This is a genomic window from Thermosynechococcus sp. B3 (assembly GCF_030323045.1).
GTDB lineage: Bacteria > Cyanobacteriota > Cyanobacteriia > Thermosynechococcales > Thermosynechococcaceae > Thermosynechococcus.
The window spans coordinates 1,591,255-1,610,498 of record NZ_CP097584.1; the positions used below are offsets into that span (position 1 = coordinate 1,591,255).

Sequence of the window (19,244 nt, forward strand, 5' to 3'; positions counted from 1 at the left end):
CCCCTTGCTAACTCACGCTATGGGCTAACACTCGCTGCATCACGAGGGCGTAGGCATCCTCAATGGCGCCCAAATCTTGGCGAAAACGATCTTTATCGAGAATGCGCTTCTCAGGATCACTTTCATCCTGATTCCAGAGGCGGCAACTGTCGGGACTAATTTCATCCGCTAAGAGAATCTCCCCCGTCGGACTGCGGCCAAACTCCAGCTTAAAGTCCACCAAGGTAATGCCACACTCAGCAAAAAAGCGACTGAGATGGGTATTGACGGCCAAGGCCATTTCCCTGATCTTTGCGACTTCCTCATCTGTGGCAATCTGCAATAGGCGCAGGCGATCGCCCGTGAGCAGCGGATCACCAAGATCATCATTCTTGAGGTAAAACTCCACCAAGGGGGGATTGAGTTCTAATCCCAAGGGCAATCCCGTCTGCCGACAAAGGCTTCCCGCTGCCCGATTGCGCACCACCACCTCAAGGGGAATAATCTCTACTCGCCGAATGTGCATCTTGTTTGGCGCCACTTGGGCAATAAAATGGTTGGGGATGCCCTGAGCCGCTAGATACTGAAACAAATGGCTGGCGATCGCGCAGTTCATCACTCCCTTGTTTTGGATCGAGCCGCGCTTCTGAGCATTAAAGGCGGTGGCATCATCCTTGAACGCCGCCAGCAAGATGTCTGGATCCGCTGTGGCATAAATAATCTTTGCCTTGCCTTCGTACAAGGGAGAGAACTGAGTCATAAAAATGAGGTGCGTCTAAAAGCCAGATCTAGCCTAGCAAAGGCAGTCCCCCAATCCACAGCAGCTTGCTATAGGATAATCCCAATGGCTAAACCCCTCTTCGGCAAATTGGCATAGACTGACGGCAGGAGATAGATAGCGATGCCTCACTTCAGTAATCAACAGGCAGAAAAACTGGCAGAAATTGGTGCCTTCCTCCGCGAAAAGCGACGGGAAGTGGGTCTAAGTCTTGAGGAGTTGGCCGCCAAAACGTTGGTGCGCCAGTCAATCCTTGCAGCCATTGAAAATGCCAACCTTGAGGAGTTACCCGAACCCGTCTATACCCAAGGATTTATTCGCCGTTTTGCCGATGCCCTTGGCCTTGATGGCAAAAGTATTGCCGCCAATTTTCCAACAGTGGCTGACCCTGTGGAGCGCCCCGATAAACCCAGTGTTCCCAAGGGTGGCATAGGTTGGCAGTTGCGCCCAATTCACCTCTACCTGATGTACTTTGCCCTCGTGGCAGCGGCAGTGGCTGGGTTGGCCTATCTCTTTCGTCCCCAAGCCCAAAGCATCACCGATTTAGCCCCCGCACCGACCCCTACCGCGTCCCCCAGCCCCACACCCACCCCCACAGCAGCGGCAACACCGACGCCCAGCCCTACGACCCCTGAAACGGTTGAGGTCAAGTTGTCCCTCTCCGATGCCTCGTGGCTCGAGGTGGAAGCCGATGGTCGAGTTGTCTATGCCGGTATTTTGGAGTCGGGAACAGAGCGCAGTTGGCAAGCCAAGGAACGTTTAATTGTCCGCACGGGGAATGCTGGCGCTGTCAAGGTGAGTGTCAATAATGGTCCGTCCCAACCGATGGGGCAACTGGGAGAAGTGACAGAAAAAGAATTTCTTGCTAGTCAGGCCACTTCAGAGAGGGCAACCACGTCAACAGCACCTGAGCGTACCGTTTCCAACTAGGTCACCCTCAATGGATGCAGCAACCACCTATCAAGTGGGGGGCAGTTTACCCACCACATCGGCAGTCTATGTCCGACGGCAAGCGGATGCGGATCTGTTGGCTGCCCTCACCGCTGGCGAATTTTGCTATATTCTCAATTCGCGGCAAATGGGCAAATCCAGCTTGCGGGTGCAGGTGACGCAGCAATTGATGACAATGGGGTACCGCTGTGCTGCCCTCGACATTACCAAAATTGGCAGCCAAAATATTCAACCCGAGCAGTGGTATGCCAGCTTTGTGGGTGCCCTCATTCAGGGATTTCAGTTAACTGATGTGGTCTCCTTGCGCTCTTGGTGGCGCGATCGCCAGCTGGTGTCACCCATTCAGCGCCTCAGTGATTTCGTAGAAACAGTGCTGCTTGCCCACACCCGTGAACCTCTTGTCATTTTTATTGATGAAATTGATAGTTTGTTGAGTCTGCCCTTTTCCACCGATGATTTTTTTGCTTGGATCCGCGCTTGTTACAACCAACGGGCAGATTATCCCGAATATCAGCGCTTAACCTTTGCTCTCTTTGGCGTGGCCACTCCCGATCAACTGATTCAAGATAAGCAACGCACCCCCTTTAACATTGGTTGTGCCATTGATTTACAGGGATTTACCCTTGCGGAAGCCACCCCCCTACTCAAGGGCATTGCCCATCTTAGCGACAACCCCGATCAACTCTTGGCGGAAATTCTCAATTGGACGGGTGGCCAACCCTTCTTGACCCAAAAACTCTGTCGCCTGCTGCAACACCACGGGTCATTCATGCCAACGTCAACCCTCTCCCAGCAGTTAGCCCAGTTTGTCCAAGAGCATATCCTTCAGGATTGGGAGCGGCAAGATGAACCCGAACACCTCAAGACCATTCGCAATCGCTTGCTGGCTGATGAACAGCGCATCGGTCGGCTCTTGGGTCTCTATCAGCGGGTTTTAGAAACGGGGGGCATTCCCCTTGATGGCAGTAGTGAGCAGCGTGCCCTCGCTCTAACGGGACTGGTGTGTCAGCGCCAAGGCAAATTGCAAGTCTTTAACCCCATCTATGCCCATATTTTTGACGCTGCGTGGGTGGAGCAACAGTTGGCACAACTGCGCCCCTACAGTGAGGAGTTCCAAGCATGGCTGCGCTCTGGGGGGAGTGATAGCTCCCGTCTCCTGCGGGGACAAGCCCTTGAGGAAGCGTTGATCTGGGCCAGTGGCAAAAGTCTCAGTGATCTGGATTATCAGTATCTTTCTGCCAGTCAGGAGGCCAACCAGAAAGCGATTCAAGACACGTTACTGCTCGAGCGCCAAGAAAAGGAGGCGATCAGTGCTGCCAACCGCATTCTCGAGGCAGCTCGCCAAAAAGCCAGTCGTCTGACCCGCCGCGCCCTCATGGCTCTTGGTATTGTTTCTGTGATTTCTCTAGGGGTAGCGGCAATTTTGGCAAAGACCCATGCGAATCTGCAAGCCGCCCAAGAAAGTCTAGCCCTTGAGCAAACCAGTAATGATCTTCTGGAACAGTTTCAAACCCAAGAGTTACCCGCCCTTTTAGCAGGTATTGAGGCAGGACGCCACTTAAAACGACTGGTGGGCGATCGCCCCCTGAGTCAATACCCCACGACGCGCCCCCTCTTTGTGCTCAATTTTTTCCTCGATCACATTCAAGCCCGCAACCAATGGCAGAGTGACAATACCCCCCTGATGGCGGCCTTTTTGACGGCTGATGGTCAGCAGTTCAGCATTAGTGAAAGCGGCCTTGTCGAATTTTGGCGAGTGAACGGCGAGCGACTGAGTGCCCAGTCTTTGGAGATTGGCAATGTCAAACTGGCGCGGATCAGCCCTGCGGGCGATCGCGTGGGTCTGCTCAATAATAAGGGCGAAATTTCCCTGTGGCGTGTCGAACTGCAAAAACTTATCTTTGAACGGCGTTTGCCTGCCTTACCGATCAATAACTTTCGCTTTAGTCCAGAGGGGCAGGAGTTGACGGCCACCACAACTACAGGGGATATGCTGCGTTGGAGCCTTGAAGGGGAATTACTGGCCACTATTCCCACCCCTAGCCAGAGTATCAATAGCTTGAGTTATGCCATCAGGGGCGATCGCTTGGCCACTGCCGATGAAGAAGGCTGGATTCGGGTTTGGTCCCGTCAGGGGGAACTGCTCCAAGCATGGCAAGTCCAAGCCGATCTTCCCGTTCCCCAAACCAGTTTGACCTATCTCAGCAATGGCCAACTGGCGACGGTAGGCAAAGATGGCACCCTCCGCCTTTGGAACACCAAGGGGCAGCAAATCAATCAATGGCGTGTCAGTGCAGCCCCAGTGTATTTTGTGGGTACGTCTCCTGTGGGCTATCGTCTATTGACCCTGAGCACAGATAACACGATGCGTCTGTGGCAGCCAACGGGTGAACTGATTGCTGAGTTGGGGAGTCATGAACGCCTGATCAATACCGTCAGCTTTAATCCAACGGGGTCAGTTCTCCTCAGTAGCGATCGCGGGGGGCAAATGACGCTGTGGTACCTCGATCATCACCGCACGGAACACTGGTTTGCCGATCAAGAAAGTATTTGGACAGTGGCCTTAGATCCCCAAGCAGCCACAGTGGTCACGGGGGGCAAAGATGGTCGCGTCAAGTACTGGCGACGGGATGGCACGCTCCTTGCCACAACCCCAGTTCTCGATCCTCAAGGCATCAACCAAGTGCTCTTTAGTCCCAGTGGCCAGCGGGTGGCGATCGCCACCAAAGGGGGAAAATTAGTGATCTGGAACCTTGCGGATCGCTCCCAGCAAATCTGGCAACTGCCCATCGAGGCTCCCCTCTACACCGTGTCCATGGATCCCCAACGACGGTACTTAGCCGCAGGCGATGAAAAAGGCACTATTTATCTTGTTGACCTCCAGCGGCCAGAGAACATTCAAAAGCGCAAAAGTGAAGGGGAAATTTGGAGCCTCAGCTTCCATCCGACACTCCCCCTGCTGGCGAGTACGGGGTCTGCGGGCACAATTGAGGTCTGGAATTTTGAGGGCGATCGCCTTGCCTATCGCCTGAACCCTGATGCAGGATGGCTGGCCAGTCTTGAATTTAGTGCCAACGGCCAATTCCTAGCGGCGGCTGGCGAAAGTGGCTCCGTCTATTTGTGGTCAATTCACGGCAAAACTGCCCCCAGCAACCCCCGTGTGTTTCGTGCTCACCAGCGGAGTATTGTCAGTCTCGGTCTTAGCCCCGATGGTGAAATGATCGCCACCGCCTCCCCCGATCGCAGTGTGCGGGTTTGGAACCAAAGAGGCCAGCTCATTACACTGATTGATCGTATTTCTGCCATTCCCTACAGCGTTGATGTGAGTGGCCAAGACGAACTTTATGTGGCGATCGGTACCGAGGATGACGAGGTCTTGATTAGCCCGCTGGCCACCCTAGGACAGTTATTAACCAGTGCCTGTGACTGGCTCAAGGACTACCGTCAACAAAATCCCGCTGTTGCTCAAGCCTGTCCCTAAACGCTTGCAAGGGAAGCAAGGGGATTCGGAACCTCCTCGCTGGTGAATTGCCCCATTAGCACATACTCCAAGCGTAGCTTCAGCCACTGAATAAATTGCTGGTTGGTGGAGATAATGGCTGCGGCGGGCTGTGGACAACGCGCCTTCTGTTCAGCAAACTGGGGCTGCTCTAAAAACGCCGGCTCGGGCACCAGCCAAAAATCAATCTCCTTACCCTGCTCCCGGTAGTGACGCTGTCGCTCGCGAAACACTTCCTCAAGGGGTTCTTCCTCAGTCAAAAACTTTTTGCTTGCGAGAATGTAATAGTACGTCGCCATAGGGATCTATGCAAAACCACAACATATTCTATACAGTCCTCAGCTTAGCATAGGGGGAACACCTGCCTCCATAACACTCTAGTTCTGAAGTTTCTGGTCGGAGCGATCGCTCTTCCTCGCCCATGCACCGCGACTCCCTCTTTTACCAACTGTTTGCCCAGTTACCCCAAACCCTCTTTGACCTTTTGGGCATAGACACCCCTCAGGGGTATCGTTTTGACTCAGTCGAGTTGAAGCAAACTGCCTTTCGCATTGATGGCGTCTTCGTGCCCCCTGACCCCTCGGGAATAGTCTATTTTTGTGAAGTGCAGTTTCAGCGGGACAACACCTTCTACGAACGATTCTTTGCTGAAATCTTTCTCTACTTGCGTCTGTATCGCCAGACCTTCTCTGATTGGCAAGCGGTGGTTATTTATCCCGATCGCCAAACAGAACAAGAGTGTTTTGAGCCGTATCAATTGTTAGTGAATAGCGATCGCCTGCGTCGGGTCTATTTGAATGAACTCGGTTCACTTGAGGCGTTGCCATTGAGCCTAGCCCTGATGCAGCTCACAGTGTTACCCGAAGCAGAAATGCCGACAGCAGCACGGTTGCTGGCAGAGCGCACTCGCATAGAGGCGGTTCCAAGGCTAGAAGTCATAATGGAGTTAATCACAACCATTGTGCTCTACAAGTTCACCAAGCTGAGTCGCGAGGAGGTGCTGCGCATGCTGGGGTTTACCACTGAGGAACTAAAGCGGACGCGATTTTATCAAGAGGTTTATGCTGAGGCACGAGAGGAAGGGCGACAAGAGGGGTTACAAGAGGGGCGAGCACAAGGGCGAGAAGAAGGACGAGAAGAGGGACGGCAACAAGGGCTACAGCAAGGCGAAGTAGCCGTTGTCCTACGGCAGTTAAGGCGGCGGTTTGGTAGTGTGCCCAATGACCTTGAAGAAGGGATTCGTCAGCTCTCCCCCGATCAAATCGAAGCATTGGCAGAAGCACTTCTAGACTTCACTGACCTAGAGGCAGTGTTTGCGTGGCTAAATCGCTCTTCCTAGCCCATGCGCCGTGACTCTCTTTTTTACCAACTGTTTGCCCAACTACCCCAGACCCTCTTTGACCTTTTGGGCAGAGACACCCCTCAGGGGTATCGTTTTGAGTCCGTCGAACTCAAGCAAACGGCCTTTCGCATTGATGGCGTCTTCGTGCCCCCTGACCCCTCGGGAATAGTCTATTTTTGTGAAGTGCAGTTTCAGCGGGACAACACCTTTTATGAACGCTTCTTTGCGGAAATCTTTCTCTATCTGCGGCTGTATCGCCACACCTTTTCTGACTGGCAAGCGGTGGTGATTTATCCCCATCGTCAAGCAGAACAAGTGTCCTTTGACCCCTATGAGGTGTTGGTGAATAGTCATCGCCTGCATCGGGTCTATTTGAATGAACTGGGGTCACTTGAGGCGTTGCCATTGAGCCTAGCGCTGATGCAGCTCACAGTGTTACCTGAAGCAGAAATGCCGACAGCAGCACGGTTGCTGGCAGAGCGCACTCGCATAGAGGCGGTTCCAAGGCCAGAAGTCATAATGGAGTTGATCACCACCATTGTGTTGTACAAATTCACCAAGCTGAGTCGCGAGGAGGTGCTGCGCATGCTGGGGTTTACCACTGAGGAACTAAAGCGGACGCGGTTTTATCAAGAGGTTTATGCTGAGGCGCGAGAGGATGGATTACAGCAGGGATTACAGCAGGGATTACAGCAGGGATTGCAACAGGGATTGCAACAAGGATTGCAACAAGGACTGCAACAAGGATTGCAACAAGGATTGCAACAGGGATTGCAACAAGGATTGCAACAAGGATTGCAACAAGGGCTACAGCAAGGAGAAGCAGCCGTTGTCCTACGGCAGTTAAGGCGGCGGTTTGGTAGTGTGCCCAATGACCTTGAAGAAGGGATTCGTCAGCTCTCCCCCGATCAAATCGAAGCATTGGCAGAAGCACTTCTAGACTTCACTGACCTAGAGGCAGTGTTTGCGTGGCTAAATCGCTCTTCCTAGCCCATGCGCCGTGACTCTCTTTTTTACCAACTGTTTGCCCAACTACCCCAGACCCTCTTTGACCTTTTGGGCAGAGACACCCCTCAGGGGTATCGTTTTGAGTCCGTCGAACTCAAGCAAACGGCCTTTCGCATTGATGGCGTCTTCATGCCCCCTGACCCCTCAGGAATCGTCTATTTCTGTGAGGTGCAGTTTCAGCGCGATAACAGCTTCTATGAACGCTTCTTTGCGGAAATCTTTCTCTATCTGCGGCTGTATCGCCACACCTTTTCTGACTGGCAAGCGGTGGTGATTTATCCCCATCGTCAAGCAGAACAAGTGTCCTTTGACCCCTATGAGGTGTTGGTGAATAGTCATCGCCTGCATCGGGTCTATTTGAATGAACTGGGGTCACTTGAGGCGTTGCCATTGAGCCTAGCGCTGATGCAGCTCACAGTGTTACCTGAAGCAGAAATGCCGACAGCAGCACGGTTGCTGGCAGAGCGCACTCGCATAGAGGCGGTTCCAAGGCCAGAAGTCATAATGGAGTTGATCACCACCATTGTGTTGTACAAATTCACCAAGCTGAGTCGCGAGGAGGTGCTGCGCATGCTGGGGTTTACCACTGAGGAACTAAAGCGGACGCGGTTTTATCAAGAGGTTTATGCTGAGGCGCGAGAGGATGGATTACAGCAGGGATTACAGCAGGGATTACAGCAGGGATTGCAACAGGGATTGCAACAAGGATTGCAGCAAGGATTGCAGCAAGGATTGCAACAAGGATTGCAACAAGGGCTACAGCAAGGCGAAGCAGCCGTTGTCCTGCGGCAGTTAAGGCGGCGGTTTGGCAGTGTGCCCAATGACCTTGAAGAACGGATTCGTCAGCTCTCTCCCGATCAAATCGAAGCGTTGGCAGAAGCACTCCTAGACTTCACTGACCTAGAGGCAGTGTTTGATTGGCTCGATCACTCCGCCTAAGAATACTGCCTCGCGTGTTGATCTATTGGGTTGACATGCCCTAGACCCAAGAGGGGTAACATCGGCTGTTAAAATTTGTGATGGATTATCCATACGTGCAGCATTTTTGCCCTTAGGAGAGAACTGATTTGAGCGAAGCAGCCGTTGCCATTGTCACTGGTGCCTCACGGGGAATTGGTCGGGCGATCGCCCTCGAGCTGGCAAAAGCAGGAGCCACGGTAGTGGTTAACTACGCCCGTTCTGCTGAAGCTGCCCTTGAAGTGGTGCAAATGATTGAACAGCAAGGGGGAACAGCGATCGCGATTGCTGCCGATGTGTCTGTCCCTGAGCAGGTCGATACCCTTGTGGCCAAAACTGTGGACACCTATGGCCGCGTCGATGTGCTGGTCAACAATGCCGGCATTACCCGCGACACGCTGCTGCTGCGCATGAGCCTCGAGGATTGGCAGGCCGTGATTAACCTGAACCTGACGGGGGTCTTCCTGTGTACCCGTGCGGTGAGTAAACTGATGCTCAAGCAAAAGCGGGGACGAATTATCAACATTGCCTCTGTGGCCGGGCAAATGGGCAACCCTGGCCAAGCCAACTACAGTGCTGCCAAAGCAGGCGTGATTGGGTTTAGCAAAACTGTGGCCAAAGAACTCGCCAGTCGGGGCATTACCGTGAATGCCGTTGCCCCCGGTTTTATTGCCACTGAGATGACCGCTGGACTCAAGGCGGAGGACATTCTTAAATTCATTCCTCTAGGGCGGTATGGTGAACCCACAGAAGTGGCGGGGATGGTGCGCTTTTTGGCCTTGGATCCGGCAGCCGCTTACATTACGGGGCAAGTCTTCAATGTGGATGGTGGTATGGTGATGGCCTAGGCGCCTTGGAGTAGTGCAACAACCCATGACCGACGCGATTACCCTCCCCAGTCAATACGATCCCAAGCAAACCGAGGCCAAATGGCAACAGCTTTGGGAAAGCAGTGGTGTCTTTCACGCCGATCCCAACCACCCCGGCAAGCCCTATTGCATTGTCATTCCGCCTCCGAATGTCACCGGCAGTTTGCACATGGGGCACGCCTTTGAGCACGCCCTGATTGATGTGCTGATTCGCTATTACCGCATGATTGGTCGCAACGTTCTCTGGCTGCCGGGGACAGACCATGCCAGTATTGCTGTTAGCACGATTTTGGATCAACAGTTGCAGGCGGAGGGCACCAACCGCTTTGCCTTGGGACGAGAGGCCTATCTCCAGCGGGCTTGGGCGTGGAAGGAGTCATCGGGCAATACGATTGTCGGCCAAATTCGTCGCTTGGGACTATCGGTGGATTGGTCGCGCGAACGCTTCACCATGGACGAGGGGTTGTCGCGGGCGGTGCTGACCGCCTTTAATCGCCTCTATGAAGCAGGGCTGATCTATCGCGGTAAGTATTTGGTGAACTGGTGCCCCGCCAGTCAATCGGCAGTCTCGGATTTAGAAGTGGAAAACCGTGAAGTACAGGGGCATCTCTGGCATTTTCGCTATCCGCTGACGGATGGCTCAGGCTATTTGGAGGTGGCGACGACCCGGCCAGAAACGATGCTGGGAGATACAGCGGTGGCGGTTCACCCTGAGGACGATCGCTATCGCCATTTGATTGGCAAAACGCTGCGGCTTCCCCTGATGAATCGGGAAATTCCCATTATTGGCGATCCCTTAGTAGATCCGACCTTTGGCACCGGCTGTGTGAAAGTCACCCCAGCCCACGATCCCAATGATTTTGTCATGGGGCAACGCCATCACCTACCCATGATTAACCTGATGAATAAGGATGGCACCCTCAATGAGAATGCTGGCGAGTTTGCAGGTCTGGATCGCTTTGTGGCGCGTCAACAGGTGGTGGCTCGCCTAGAGGCAGAGGGCTTTTTGGTACGGGTGGAGGACTATAAACACACCGTTCCCTATAGCGATCGCGGCAAAGTGCCCATTGAACCGCTCCTCTCTACCCAATGGTTTGTGAAAATTCGTCCCCTCGCGGATGCCACCCTCAAGGCACTGGATAAAAAGCACTCCCCCCGCTTTATCCCCGATCGCTGGGCAAAGGTCTATCGCGATTGGCTGGTGAACTTACGGGATTGGTGTATTTCACGGCAACTGTGGTGGGGGCATCAAATTCCCGCTTGGTATGTGGTCAGTGAAACCGAAGGCGAAGTGCGCGATGACACGCCCTTTGTGGTGGCCATGGATGAGGCCGCTGCCCGCGCCAAGGCGATCGCCCAATTTGGCAAGGAGATTCAGCTCCAGCAGGATCAGGACGTACTGGATACGTGGTTTTCCTCTGGTCTATGGCCCTTTTCCACCTTGGGCTGGCCGGATGATACGCCAGACTATCACTGCTACTACCCTACTGCCACCTTGGTCACCGGCTTTGACATCATCTTTTTCTGGGTGGCGCGGATGACAATGATGGGGCAGTACTTCACCGGTAAAATCCCCTTCCGCGATGTCTATATCCACGGCTTGGTGCGGGACGAAAACAACAAAAAAATGTCCAAGTCTGCCAACAACGGCATTGACCCGCTGATCTTAATTGAAAAATACGGCACCGATGCCCTGCGCTATAGCTTAGTCAAGGAAGTGGTCGGCGCCGGACAGGATATTCGCCTAGAGTACAACCGCAAAACCGATGAATCGGCAACCGTCGAAGCTGGCCGCAACTTTGCCAACAAGCTTTGGAATGCCTCTCGCTTTGTGCTGCTGAATCTAGAGGGGCAAACCCCCAGCCAGTTGGGGACACCGCGGCGGCGGGACTTGGCGGCTAGCGATCGCTGGATTCTCAGTCGCTACCACACGGCCATTCAAACCACCCGCGAACGCATTGAAAGCTATGGCCTTGGGGAGGCGGCCAAGGGACTCTACGAATTCATCTGGGGGGATTTTTGCGACTGGTACATTGAACTGGTGAAACCCCGTTTGCAAGGGGAAAACGCCAAAGCCAAGCGCACGGCGCAACAGGTGCTAGCTACGGTTCTCGATGGTATCCTGAAGCTGCTCCATCCTTTCATGCCCCACATTACAGAGGAAATTTGGCACACGCTGCATCAGGTGGGAGACAGGGAAGTTTTAGCGGTACAACCCTACCCGAAAGTAAATCGCCGCGCCATTGACCCTGACCTTGAAGCCCAATTTAGCCTTTTGATTGAAACCATCCGCACCCTTCGCAATCTGCGGGCAGAGGCGGGGATTAAGCCGGGGTTGTATATTACGGCCTTGATTGAGGCCAGTGCTGAGGAAGCACCGATCTTTGAGGCTGGGGCGACAGATATTCAACACCTAGCGCGTCTCGAGTCGCTAACCATTGGTACTGGACTGCAAATTCCGCAGCAGGTGTTTAGTGGTGTGGTTGGCAAAAGCGAGGTGCTCATTCCCCTAGCGGGGGTCGTAGATGTGGAGGCCTTGGTAACAAAACTCCAGAAGGAGGGCGATCGCCTGACCAAAGACATTCAATCTTTAACGGCTCGCCTCAACAACCCCAATTTTGTTAACAAAGCCCAACCAGAGGTGGTGGCTACGGCTCAGGCGCAATTGACCGCTGCCCAACAGCAACTCGCGATTATTCAGCGCCGACTCCAATCCCTGAGTGCCGATGCCTAAACCCAATTCTGATCAGTAGAAAACGGCACCGCAAGCAGTCGAAGCCTATTTGCGCGATCGCTCGCCTCGTTAACATGCAATAAAAAGCAATAAAAAATAGGGGGGTGTTTCCCCCCTGAAATGGACTGAGAAAATCTCAGCCTTAGTAGCGATAGCCGCCGTAGCCGCTGTTGGCCTGATTGGGCTTGTAGACAATAAAGCCCATCACTTGGCACTGCTTGATATTGTCAAAGGCCACCACCCGGACGAAGCAGTTGGGATATTCCGAGCGGCACTGCTGCACCTCGTTGAGCACCTCTTGGGCATTGGTGCAGTTAAACAGGGGCAGCTTCCACATCGTCCAGTAGTGAATCTCAGCATCAGAGGTTTCGTTGAACTCTACGCAGGGGTGGTAGCCCTGATCAATGGCGTACTGGATTTGGCGAGCAATTTGGGCGTCACTGAGGGGAGGCAGGTAGGAGAAGGTTTCGTAACGACGCTCTTTGGGCAGTGTTTTCATAGGTTCCTCAATTGGTTCACAGTCAACAAATTATTCAGGGGTTTCTGGGTTGCTGCTCTCAACATTGGCTTCCGACACTTGGGTCATTCGCTCCAGTTGTTGACAGCGTTGTTGCAAATTGGCCTGCTGGATGCCCGCACGTAGCATTTCTGGCAGGTAGTCTGCCACCATTTCCGCAAGATGTTCGCGTACCGTGAGGATGCGAAAACCGAGATCGGGCTGTTCGCGAAAGAGGGCTTCCAAGTAGCGTTCACCGTCTTGGATACTTTCTTGACTCGTGAACTGGTGTAGCCAGAGCGATCGCGGTGGATCGGTTTCGGCCAGTTGCCCAATCACGGTTCGCACGGCCTGATAGGTGAGATAACTCATCAGGGTTTTGGTGGTTTGCTTCGCAATGTGCTTGACATCCATAGACCTACGGGGAAATCGTTGCCGTAGCTCCGATTGAACCCCAACTGCACCACCTAGATCGTGTCTTGCGCTTCAAACTCGAACTTGATTTCTTTCCAGAGTTCGCAGGCAGCAGCCAGTTCTGGACTCCAGCGAGCGGCTTCGCGGATGATGTCGCCGCCTTCGCGCATCAGGTCACGACCTTCGTTGCGGGCTTGGATGCAGGCTTCAAGGGCGACCCGGTTCGCAGTTGCCCCCGGTGCATTCCCCCAAGGGTGACCAAGTGTGCCGCCCCCAAATTGCAGCACAGAATCATCACCAAAAATGTCCACCAGTGCGGGCATGTGCCAGACGTGAATGCCACCAGAAGCCACCGCCATCACTCCTGGCATCGAGGCCCAGTCTTGGGTGAAGTAAATGCCACGAGAGCGATCCTGCTCAATGTAGTTTTCCCGCAACAGATCGATAAAACCAAGGGTGATGGCTTTATCCCCTTCCAGCTTACCGACAACGGTACCGGTGTGGATGTGGTCACCACCAGACATCCGCAAGCACTTGGCCAAGACCCGGAAGTGGATGCCGTGGTTTTTCTGACGGTCAATCACAGCGTGCATAGCGCGGTGAATGTGCAGTAGCATGCCATTGTCACGGCACCATTTGGCCAAGGTAGTGTTGGCAGTGAACCCCGCGGTCAGGAAGTCATGCATGATGATGGGCATTTCCAGTTCTTTGGCAAACTCTGCCCGCTTCAGCATTTCCTCGCAAGTGGGAGCGGTTACGTTGAGATAGTGGCCTTTGATTTCGCCAGTTTCAGCCTGGGCTTTGTGAATGGCATCGGCGACAAACAGGAAGCGATCGCGCCAGCGTTGGAAAGGCTGGGAGTTGATGTTTTCGTCATCTTTGGTGAAGTCCAGACCACCGCGCAAGCATTCATAAACAGCACGGCCATAGTTTTTCGCCGACAGACCCAGTTTCGGCTTAATGGTGCAGCCCAAGAGGGGACGACCGTATTTATTCAATTTGTCGCGTTCCACTTGAATCCCGTGGGGTGGCCCTTGGAAGGTTTTCAGGTAAGCCACAGGAATCCGCAGGTCTTCAAGGCGCAGCGCTTTGAGGGCTTTGAAACCAAACACGTTCCCCACAATGGAGGTCAGCATGTTGGTGACCGAGCCTTCTTCAAAGAGATCCAGCGGGTAGGCAATGTAGGCGATGAACTGATTATCTTCACCCGGCAGGGGCTCGATGTCGTAGCAGCGACCTTTGTAGCGATCCAAGTCGGTCAGCAGGTCGGTCCACACGGTGGTCCATGTCCCTGTCGAGGATTCGGCGGCAACGGCGGCAGCAGCTTCTTCAAAGGGCACGCCCGGCTGCGGGGTCACACGAAAGGCCGCTAGAATATCAGTGTCTTTGGGGGTGTAATCCGGGGTGTAATAGGTCAGGCGGTAATCTTTTACCCCTGCCTGATACCCAGCTTTCTGGGATTTAGATTGCGTGTAGGCCATAGACATTTTTCCTCTTTAACAGCTACTGTGCCAAGTAGAGCAATCTCTACGGGCAACCTTTGCAATGGGTAGTGTGAACGCTACGATTCCCCGAAAATGGGGCAAAATTGAGCAATGCAAAACTCAGCGAGAGGATGCAACCATCCGCAAGCCTGTGATATGGTCGTAGGTCTTATGCTTAGCATCAGCTTAGTTGATACCCAATGCAATAACTTTTGCTTTGGAGATTCTTAATTATTCTATAGGTTTGGGTTATCAATCTTTAGAGTTGTTTATGGGTTTCTAATCAGAGGCGCATAACTATAGTCTTCTCTCTATTCAAAAATGATTGAGGATTATCCGAAATCAATTGAATGGCACTCATGGGGGGCGATCGCTCTATTGTTTTTGTAAAAAAGGGGGTGGAATTTCTATGAGTCCGATCATTCAATGGTATCCCGGCCACATTGCCAAGGCCGAACGTGCCCTCAAGGAACAACTGAAACAGGTGGATGTGATCTTAGAAGTGCGGGATGCACGGATTCCCTTGGCCAGTTGCCATCCCCAAATTCGGCAGTGGGCCAGTGGCAAGCAACGCCTCTTAGTGCTCAATGGTATGGACAGGATTAGCGATCGCGATCACCAAGAGTGGCTCACTTGGTTTGAGACCCAAGGAGAAACCGTCTTTTTCACCAATGCGCAGCGTGGGGAAGGCATTTACCGCCTCCAACAGGCGACGGTGCAGGCAGGGGCTGTCATGAATCAACGCCGCCAACAGCGGGGCATGCAAGTAAGAGCCGTGCGGGCTGTGGTTCTGGGATTTCCCAATGTGGGCAAATCTGCCTTGATCAATCGCCTTTTGCAGCAGCGGGTGGTCGAGAGTGCCGCTCGGCCGGGGGTGACGCGGCAACTGCGTTGGGTGCGTTTGTCCCCCACCTTGGAACTCTTGGATGCGCCGGGGGTGTTGCCCATGAATTTCAAGAACCAAGACGCTGCGGTGAAACTAGCCATTTGCGATGACATTGGCCAAGCTGCCTACGATCCTTGTCGGGTGGCGCCGATTCTTGTTGAGCTACTGCACCAGTTGGGACAGGCCGATCGCCTCAGCGCTCGCTATGGTCTAGCCGTCACCGACACGGGTGAAACCTATCTTCATGATCTCGCCACTAAGCGCTACCACGGCGACTTGGAACGGGCGGCTCGTCAACTTTTGCAAGACTATCGCCGCGGTTACTTGGGGGCGATCGCCCTTGAGCATCCCCCTTTACAAAATAGCATGTAAGTATTTAGTATGTAGGTATTTCTGCAATTTTAATTGCTGTGCCATGAAAACACTGATGATTACTGTGGGCAACCGACAGGTGGGCTGGCGGTGCAAGGATGGTATTGTGCGCAATTTTGGAGCTGATGGTGATCCTGCCTGTAAGGGGGATGCGCCACCTCACCTGAGTGAGTTGTACGCGGAATTTGGCATCGAACGGGGTTTTCATGATCCTGAGGCAAAGCACCGCCACAACGTGCGCTATTTAAGTGAAATCGTTTATCGGCATTGTCAAGCCAAGAATGACTTTTCACCCGTGGTTTTGCTGCTGGATGAGCAAATCTTGGCGGAGCACTATGCCACGCCAACGGAAACCGCAGACGTGATTCTCTGGGGAACGGATCAGCCAGAATCGGTCGGTTGGCAATTTTACGCCATGGATACTTGTTGGCTGGCGCAGTTGATGGCAGGGGCAATTCAGCAGCGCTATCCCCACCTCAACGTCACGGTTTGGAACTGTCCAGTTGATGTGAATGAGAGGCAAGCCCTGTGGGACTTCACGGAAAAGCAGTTAGAGCAATATATTGAGCGTTTGCCAGAGAACGCGGCTAGCAATTGGCAGTTGCAAATTCAAACAAAGGGGTCTGTCCCTCAAATGGCAGATGCTTTGAACATGATTGCAGCAGTTCTCATGCGTCAGTATCCCGTTTGCAAAATTATTCCAACAGAGCCAAAACCGTTCTTTGATCCAAGCAATCAGTCTGCTCGCAGTGCTGAATCTTTTGAAGTGGTCTCTTTAGGTGAGATCTTTTGGCCCCTAGAGCGCCAGCGGATTGCCACAGCATGGAAACGGGGCGACTTTACGGCTGCAAAGGTACTCCTTGAAGCCCATCGCGATCGCTATGAAGCGCTCTATCACTTGGCCGATCGCCTTGCCTTAGCAAAAAACTGGAGTATTCAAGATTTTCTCAAGGGAATTCAGGGGCAACGCTGGCTGGATCAAGAGTCTACGAGACCAGTGGCTCGCAAAGCTCAACGGAACCAGTGGCGCGACGCGACGGTCACTCGCTGTCCCAATAGTGAAACGGCCACCAGCAAGTTCTTGAAAATTTGGGAATTTGAGCTATTCATTGATCTGAGCTTGCAGCAGGCGAACTATACCCTCGCCTTTATGCAATTTGCCCAGATGCTTGAACGGCTCCTGTTTTGGCGATGCGAACAGGAAGATTGGCACACTCAGGGGCACTTAGGTGAGGCATTCTTGCAGGAGGGCAACTATCGTGATCCGAAGAAATTGCCATTGGGGGTGCTGTGGCGAACTTGGGCAAAAGTGGAGCAGCGATCGGACGATGATGACCTTGTTAAAAAGCTGGAGACGATCAATGGATATCGCAATGGCGTTGTTCACCGCAATCGAGCGATCACTCGTCAAAAGCTAACCGCGTTAGCCGACGTTTCAGAAGAGGCCTCCCTAAGTGAAATTCATCAAGGGCTGTTAAATGTCCTTTGCCAAGTTCTCAATCAAGAACAAATGCCAGAAAAAGGGGTGGCGCGATCGCTCTACGAGTGGGGACTAGAGCAACTGAAGTAATCCCAATCCCAGCCTAAGCAGCAATCTCCACCCCAAAGACCTCTTGGAAGACTTTGCCCACCTTGTAGCCGGAGTCAATGGACTCGAGGGGATCCTTGCGCAGGCGGTGGCGCAGACAGAGGACAATCACCCGCGCAATATCCTCAACGGTGACATCCGTGCGTCCCTCAAAGGCGGCTAGCGCCTTGGCCGCGCGGTTAGTAACAATGTCTCCCCGCAGGCCATCCACATCTAGCTCAGCGCACACTTGGGAAATTTTCACCCGCAGTTCGTGATCAATGGTAACGCTGGGCAGTAGGGCTTGGGCGGCAACTAGCTTGGCTTGCAGTGCTTCCTGTTGGGCTTGGTATTTGGCCAAAAAGGCTTCGGGGTTTTGATCAAATTGCGATCGCTGTTCCACTATTTCCACCCGCAGGGTTGGATCCTTGACGGTGCGAATTTCAGCGTGCATGCCAAAGCGATCCAGCAGTTGCGGTCGCAGTTCCCCTTCTTCAGGGTTACCAGAGCCGACCAAGACAAAGCGTGCCGGGTGACGAATTGAAATGCCTTCGCGCTCAACGGTATTCCAGCCGGAGGCAGCGGCATCGAGCAGCACATCCACTAGGTGATCATCCAGCAGGTTCACCTCGTCCACATAGAGAATACCGCGATTGGCCTTGGCCAAGAGTCCGGGCTCAAAGGCTTTCACCCCCTCAGCAAGGGCTTTTTCAATATCAATGGTGCCGCAGACCCGATCCTCGGTTGCCCCCAAGGGCAGATCCACCATCGGTACTTTTTTCTTGATGGTGTGAAGGGGTTCACCCGCTGCTACGGCCACCTTGACCGCATCGCTCATCAGATCGGGATCGCTAGGATGACTGTTGAAGGGGTCATCGGCGACCACCTCAATTTCCGGCAGCAGATCCGCGAGGGCGCGAATGGTGGTTGATTTGCCCGTGCCGCGATCGCCCATGATCATGACGCCACCAATTTTGGGGTCAATGACATTGAGCAACAATGACAGTTTCATTTCGTCTTGACCGACAATTGCCGTAAAGGGAAAAACAGGCCGACGAGGGACAGCAGTCGCAGTCACAGGCATCACATCGCAAAAACAGCATTGATTATTGTGCCACATTGGGCTTGCGCTGCCACAGCAAAATTTTTCCGCAAAATCCTAGCCCTAGGTGGAGGAACTGTGATACCCTAAGTAGGGACAATTAAGGAGCTTAAGCGCTCTCATTGCTTTTGCTCTGCGACATCCATGCAGGTTCTCAATTAGCAACAATCGCTGTGAACCCATCCAGTCATTTTACACCACTAATAAAGGCGGAGACTTTGCGTACCATTGCGGGACGTAGGCCTCAGTTGCGAGCGGTTTCTCACGCCCGACTGTCCATTTTTCAATTGTGTTGTTTTTAAGCTGCCTAAGGGAGGTTTCTTTATGTCCGTGCGTTTATATGTGGGCAATCTGCCGCGTGAACTGAGCCGCGAAGAGCTAGAAGCCCTATTTAACCAAGAAGTGGGCGAAGTAGGCACCACTAAACTGATTACCGATCGCAAGACTGGTAAGTGCCGCGGTTTCGGCTTTGTCACCGTTGAATCCGAGGAAGTGGCGGATCAGGTGATTGAGAAACTCAACGGCTACACCTTTAAGGACAATCCCCTCAAGATTGAGAAGGCCAACGACAAGCCGAAATCTGAAGCTAAGGAAAAAGAAGAAGCAGTGGCTGAAAAAGCCACTCCCAGCAACCGCAATAATCGCAAAAATAATAAAAACAATGGGCGGCGTACCCAAGCCAATTCGGCGCCGGCTGAATATAGCTCCATGGATACGGAAGCTGCTCAACCGGATCCCCGCTGGGCAGATGCCCTAGCACAGCTTAAGGAACGACTCCTTGCCCAAAGCAGCAACGCTTAAGTATT

At 53.2% G+C, this 19,244-nt stretch carries 16 protein-coding genes; 10 read left to right on the top strand and 6 right to left on the bottom strand.

All coding sequences use genetic code 11. The annotated features are described in order from the left end of the window. Window positions 1-7: 7 nt before the first annotated feature. Complete coding sequence (gene purC / locus M0646_RS07990; protein ID WP_149819763.1) at window positions 8-739, bottom strand: phosphoribosylaminoimidazolesuccinocarboxamide synthase; 732 nt, start codon at window positions 737-739, stop codon at window positions 8-10. Between the two features lie 141 nt (window positions 740-880). Between purC and M0646_RS07995 the strand changes: the two genes are divergently transcribed. Both M0646_RS07995 and M0646_RS08000 read left to right on the top strand, forming a co-directional pair. Beyond that, on the top strand, window positions 881-1,687 hold the full coding sequence (locus M0646_RS07995) for a helix-turn-helix domain-containing protein (protein ID WP_149819765.1): 807 nt from the start codon (window positions 881-883) through the stop codon (window positions 1,685-1,687). Window positions 1,688-1,697: 10 nt separating this feature from the next. After that, window positions 1,698-5,189 carry an AAA-like domain-containing protein gene (locus M0646_RS08000; protein WP_286649494.1) on the top strand — a complete coding sequence of 1,164 codons (3,492 nt, stop codon included), beginning with the start codon at window positions 1,698-1,700 and terminating at the stop codon, window positions 5,187-5,189. On the opposite strand, the gene M0646_RS08005 is transcribed toward M0646_RS08000, so the two are convergent. After that, window positions 5,186-5,506 carry an MgPME-cyclase complex family protein gene (locus tag M0646_RS08005; protein ID WP_011057339.1) on the bottom strand — a complete coding sequence of 107 codons (321 nt, stop codon included), beginning with the start codon at window positions 5,504-5,506 and terminating at the stop codon, window positions 5,186-5,188. The genes M0646_RS08000 and M0646_RS08005 overlap by 4 nt on opposite strands. 122 nt (window positions 5,507-5,628) lie before the next feature. On the opposite strand from M0646_RS08005, the gene M0646_RS08010 reads away from it, so the two are divergent. From M0646_RS08010 to M0646_RS08030, 5 genes are all read left to right on the top strand, one after another. Further along, a complete protein-coding gene (locus M0646_RS08010) occupies window positions 5,629-6,546 on the top strand; it encodes an Rpn family recombination-promoting nuclease/putative transposase (RefSeq protein ID WP_286625252.1) in 918 nt (305 codons plus the stop codon). 3 nt (window positions 6,547-6,549) lie between these two features. Next, window positions 6,550-7,539: an Rpn family recombination-promoting nuclease/putative transposase gene (locus tag M0646_RS08015; protein ID WP_286649495.1), complete on the top strand. Its 990-nt coding sequence runs from the start codon at window positions 6,550-6,552 to the stop codon at window positions 7,537-7,539. A gap of 3 nt (window positions 7,540-7,542) precedes the next feature. Beyond that, on the top strand, window positions 7,543-8,496 hold the full coding sequence (locus M0646_RS08020; protein WP_286649496.1) for an Rpn family recombination-promoting nuclease/putative transposase: 954 nt from the start codon (window positions 7,543-7,545) through the stop codon (window positions 8,494-8,496). A 128-nt stretch (window positions 8,497-8,624) separates the two neighbouring features. Continuing rightward, on the top strand, window positions 8,625-9,362 hold the full coding sequence (gene fabG / locus M0646_RS08025; protein ID WP_286625256.1) for a 3-oxoacyl-[acyl-carrier-protein] reductase: 738 nt from the start codon (window positions 8,625-8,627) through the stop codon (window positions 9,360-9,362). A 25-nt stretch (window positions 9,363-9,387) separates the two neighbouring features. Then, entirely contained in the window at window positions 9,388-12,117 is a 2,730-nt protein-coding gene (locus M0646_RS08030; protein ID WP_286649497.1) for a valine--tRNA ligase, read from the top strand. A gap of 142 nt (window positions 12,118-12,259) precedes the next feature. Here M0646_RS08030 and M0646_RS08035 read toward each other — a convergent pair whose 3' ends face one another. Genes M0646_RS08035 through M0646_RS08045 form a run of 3 tightly spaced genes read right to left on the bottom strand, consistent with a single transcriptional unit; the run spans window position 12,260 to window position 14,508 of the window. Further along, entirely contained in the window at window positions 12,260-12,616 is a 357-nt protein-coding gene (locus M0646_RS08035; protein WP_149819783.1) for a ribulose bisphosphate carboxylase small subunit, read from the bottom strand. A 30-nt stretch (window positions 12,617-12,646) separates the two neighbouring features. Beyond that, window positions 12,647-13,027, bottom strand: a complete 381-nt coding sequence (rcbX, locus tag M0646_RS08040; RefSeq protein WP_149819785.1) for a RuBisCO chaperone RbcX — start codon at window positions 13,025-13,027, stop codon at window positions 12,647-12,649. Between the two features lie 53 nt (window positions 13,028-13,080). Next, the gene (locus tag M0646_RS08045; RefSeq protein WP_286649498.1) at window positions 13,081-14,508 is read right to left on the bottom strand and encodes a form I ribulose bisphosphate carboxylase large subunit; all 1,428 of its coding nucleotides are present in this window, start codon (window positions 14,506-14,508) and stop codon (window positions 13,081-13,083) included. A 412-nt stretch (window positions 14,509-14,920) separates the two neighbouring features. On the opposite strand from M0646_RS08045, the gene ylqF reads away from it, so the two are divergent. Next, complete coding sequence (gene ylqF, locus M0646_RS08050; protein WP_286649499.1) at window positions 14,921-15,769, top strand: ribosome biogenesis GTPase YlqF; 849 nt, start codon at window positions 14,921-14,923, stop codon at window positions 15,767-15,769. A gap of 43 nt (window positions 15,770-15,812) precedes the next feature. Further along, window positions 15,813-17,339 (top strand): hypothetical protein, encoded by a 1,527-nt coding sequence (locus M0646_RS08055; protein ID WP_286649500.1) that lies wholly within the window; start codon window positions 15,813-15,815, stop codon window positions 17,337-17,339. Window positions 17,340-17,352: 13 nt separating this feature from the next. Here M0646_RS08055 and bchI read toward each other — a convergent pair whose 3' ends face one another. Then, entirely contained in the window at window positions 17,353-18,420 is a 1,068-nt protein-coding gene (bchI, locus tag M0646_RS08060) for a magnesium chelatase ATPase subunit I (RefSeq protein WP_286649501.1), read from the bottom strand. Window positions 18,421-18,762: 342 nt separating this feature from the next. On the opposite strand from bchI, the gene M0646_RS08065 reads away from it, so the two are divergent. Further along, a complete protein-coding gene (locus M0646_RS08065; protein ID WP_286649502.1) occupies window positions 18,763-19,239 on the top strand; it encodes an RNA-binding protein in 477 nt (158 codons plus the stop codon). Window positions 19,240-19,244 lie beyond the last annotated feature (5 nt).